3 protein-coding genes are annotated in these 2,968 nt (G+C 34.0%); all 3 read left to right on the forward strand.

Translation table 11 applies throughout. The features are described from left to right. Nucleotides 1–538: 538 nt before the first annotated feature. The 3 genes from WMO18_RS10740 to WMO18_RS10750 are packed head-to-tail and all read left to right on the forward strand — an operon-like array spanning nt 539 to nt 2,739. Nucleotides 539–1,306: a transporter substrate-binding domain-containing protein gene (locus WMO18_RS10740; protein ID WP_022505839.1), complete on the forward strand. Its 768-nt coding sequence runs from the start codon at nt 539–541 to the stop codon at nt 1,304–1,306. A 21-nt stretch (nt 1,307–1,327) separates the two neighbouring features. Then, on the forward strand, nt 1,328–1,978 hold the full coding sequence (locus tag WMO18_RS10745) for an amino acid ABC transporter permease (protein ID WP_022505840.1): 651 nt from the start codon (nt 1,328–1,330) through the stop codon (nt 1,976–1,978). A gap of 2 nt (nt 1,979–1,980) precedes the next feature. Next, nucleotides 1,981–2,739, forward strand: a complete 759-nt coding sequence (locus tag WMO18_RS10750) for an amino acid ABC transporter ATP-binding protein (protein WP_248004752.1) — start codon at nt 1,981–1,983, stop codon at nt 2,737–2,739. The last annotated feature ends 229 nt before the right edge of the window (nt 2,740–2,968 follow it).

A 2,968-nucleotide genomic window follows, 5' to 3' on the forward strand; every position in this document is an offset into this window, starting at 1 on the left:
AATCCTTCCACCACTTCGTGGTCCCCCTTCCTTTACACAAGGAAGGCTGGATGGTTTCTACTAATTCTAAATATCTATCACAAAACAAGGTCTGTTCTAACTCTACAAACCCAAATTTTCAAAATTAATTTATCGTAACGCAGAAACAAGATTGAAAAACCCAATTTATCAAATTTATCTTTATCAACAATCAAAATTGAAAAAATCTAATTTTCAATACATATTAAAAGCACAATATTCTTTTACAATTAAAACAACATTAAGAAAATGAAAGGAATTTCCATAATTTTTGTATGTGATGTAAAAAAGAAGTGACCTAATTCTTTAAATTTTGCTAAATTACCACTTTACAAGTTTAGCGAAATAAAGTAAAATAGGTAGGTAAGTTTGAAATGAATTTGTAAAGGAAGTATTATTATGAAAAAGTTATTTGCATTTTTAGTTTTAGGCTTAGGTACTTTGTTGGTAATTAATAATAGAAGATATAAGAAAATGGTTTCCAACAAGAAAAAATAAAAAAGTAAAAGAGGGTACAACAATGAAAAAAGTATTAGCATTAGTATTATGTGCAGTTATGGCTGTGCTTGTTACTGCTTGTGGCAGTTCAAGCTCTGACTATGAATACATCAAGGATAAGGGTGAATTGGTTGTAGGTATTACAGACTATGCGCCAATGAACTATAAGGATGATAAGGGTAACTGGACAGGTTTTGATACAGAATTTGCTCAGGCTGTCGGTAAGAAAATGGGCGTTAAGGTTAAGTTCATCGAAATCGACTGGGATAACAAGTTTATGGAACTTAACACAAAGTCAATTGACTGTGCTTGGAACGGTATGACAATCACAAATGAAGTTAAGAAGAACACAAGTGTTACTGATGCTTATGCTAAGAATGAACAGGTTGTTGTTATGAAGAAGGATGAACTTAGCAAGTATAAGGATGTTAAGTCACTTTCTAAGCTAAAGTTTGCAGTTGAATCAGGTTCTGCAGGTGAAGCTGCTGCTAAGGATAACAACCTAGAATATACACCGGTTTCAGCACAGAGTGATACTCTACTTGAAGTTAAGTCAGGTTCTGTTGATGCTTGTATTATTGACAGCACAATGGCTGACGCTATGACAGGTAAGGGTACAAGCTATGAAACACTAGGCCACAACCTATCTCTAACTAAGGAAGAATATGGTGTTGGTTTCCGTAAGAAATCTGATATGACAGAAAAGTTCAATCAGTATATTAAGGATTTAACAAAGGATGGCACACTTGAAAAGCTATCTAAGAAATATAATGTGGCACTTTGTAAGTAATACATAAGGAATGATAAATAAATGAGCGATTTTCTATCTATCACTCTTGACCTATTAAACGGATTTTTGTCTACACTACAGCTATTTGGATTGACACTACTTTTTTCGTTACCACTTGGCTTAATAATCTGTTTTGGCTCAATGAGTAAGTTCAAACCACTAAGGTGGTTGGTTCGTACCTTCGTTTGGATTATCAGAGGTACACCACTACTACTTCAATTAATAATTGTATATTACGGTCCGGGTCTTATCCTAAATACAGGACTGCTACCAAGATTTTCAGCAGCATTACTTGCATTTGTAATTAACTATTCTTGCTACTTCTCAGAAATTTACAGAGGTGGTATTGAGTCAATTTCAAAGGGTCAGTATGAGGCAGGTCAAGTTCTTGGTATGACAAAAACACAAATTTTCTTCAAGATTGTGTTGTTACAAGTTATCAAGAGAATTGTGCCACCAATGAGTAACGAAATCATTACTCTTGTAAAGGATACTTCTCTTGCAAGAATTATTGCAGTATATGAAATTATTTGGACTGCACAGGTATATATCAAGACTGATGGTCTGATTTGGCCTCTATTCTATACAGGTGCTTTCTACTTGATTTTCTCAGGACTACTTACAATTCTCTTTAACTTTATTGAGAAAAAACTAAGTTACTTCAGGAGTTAACTATGGCTATATTAGAAGTAAAAAATTTAAGAAAAAGTTTTGGTAAAACAGAGGTTCTAAAAGGTATTGACTTTTCACTTGAAAAGGGTGAAGTGCTTTCTATTATCGGTTCATCAGGTAGTGGTAAGACAACTTTGTTAAGATGCCTTAACTTCCTAGAAACTGCTGAGAATGGTACTATTTCTGTAAATGGTAAAGAAATTTTTGACGGTTCAAAGAACAAGAAATATAAGGAAGATGAAATCAGAAAGAACAGACTGCACTTTGGTCTTGTATTCCAAAACTTCAACCTATTTCCACAGTACAATGTTCTAAAGAATGTTACTCTTGCACCATCACTAATGAAGATTGACACTCCGGAAAACATTGAAAAGCGTGGTAGAGAATTAATTGAAACAGTTGGACTAACAGATAGAATTGAGCATTATCCTTGTCAGCTTTCCGGTGGACAACAACAGAGAGTTGCAATTGCCAGAGCATTGGCAATGAATCCTGATATTCTTTGCTTTGATGAACCAACATCAGCACTAGACCCTGAACTTACCGGTGAAGTGCTAAAGGTTATTCAAGGTCTTAAAAGTACAGACAACACAATGATTGTTGTTACTCACGAAATGAGCTTTGCAAAGAATATTTCCGATAAGGTTATCTTTATGGCTGATGGTGTTATTGAGGAATTCGGTACACCTGAAGAAGTATTTGATAATCCTAAATCAGAGAAAACTAAAGCATTCCTTAATAAATCCCTTGAGGGTATTTAAATCTTAGTTTTTTAATAAAACATAAAATTACACCCACCGTTTTGGTGGGTGTTTTTGCGTTTGTTTTTTTATTCTTATTGTGCGTAAAGGCTAGTTAAATAAATTTAGTTTTTTCAATTCTGTTTGAGCGTAAAGGCTAGTTAAATAAATTTGGGTTTGTGGGGCTAGAACTTGCCTTGTTATGTGGTAGATATTTAGAATTAGTAGAAACCATCCAGCCTTCCTTGTG

The sequence above is a fragment of the Ruminococcoides intestinihominis genome, assembly GCF_040096285.1.
Taxonomy (GTDB): Bacteria; Bacillota; Clostridia; order Oscillospirales; family Acutalibacteraceae; genus Ruminococcoides; species Ruminococcoides intestinihominis.

Excerpts from the sequence above, each read along its gene's own strand:
- WMO18_RS10740 (WP_022505839.1), top strand. The coding sequence starts at position 539 with ATGAAAAAAGTATTAGCATTAGTATTATGTGCAGTTATGGCTGTGCTT.
- WMO18_RS10745 (WP_022505840.1), top strand. The coding sequence starts at position 1,328 with ATGAGCGATTTTCTATCTATCACTCTTGACCTATTAAACGGATTTTTG.
- WMO18_RS10750 (WP_248004752.1), top strand. The coding sequence starts at position 1,981 with ATGGCTATATTAGAAGTAAAAAATTTAAGAAAAAGTTTTGGTAAAACA.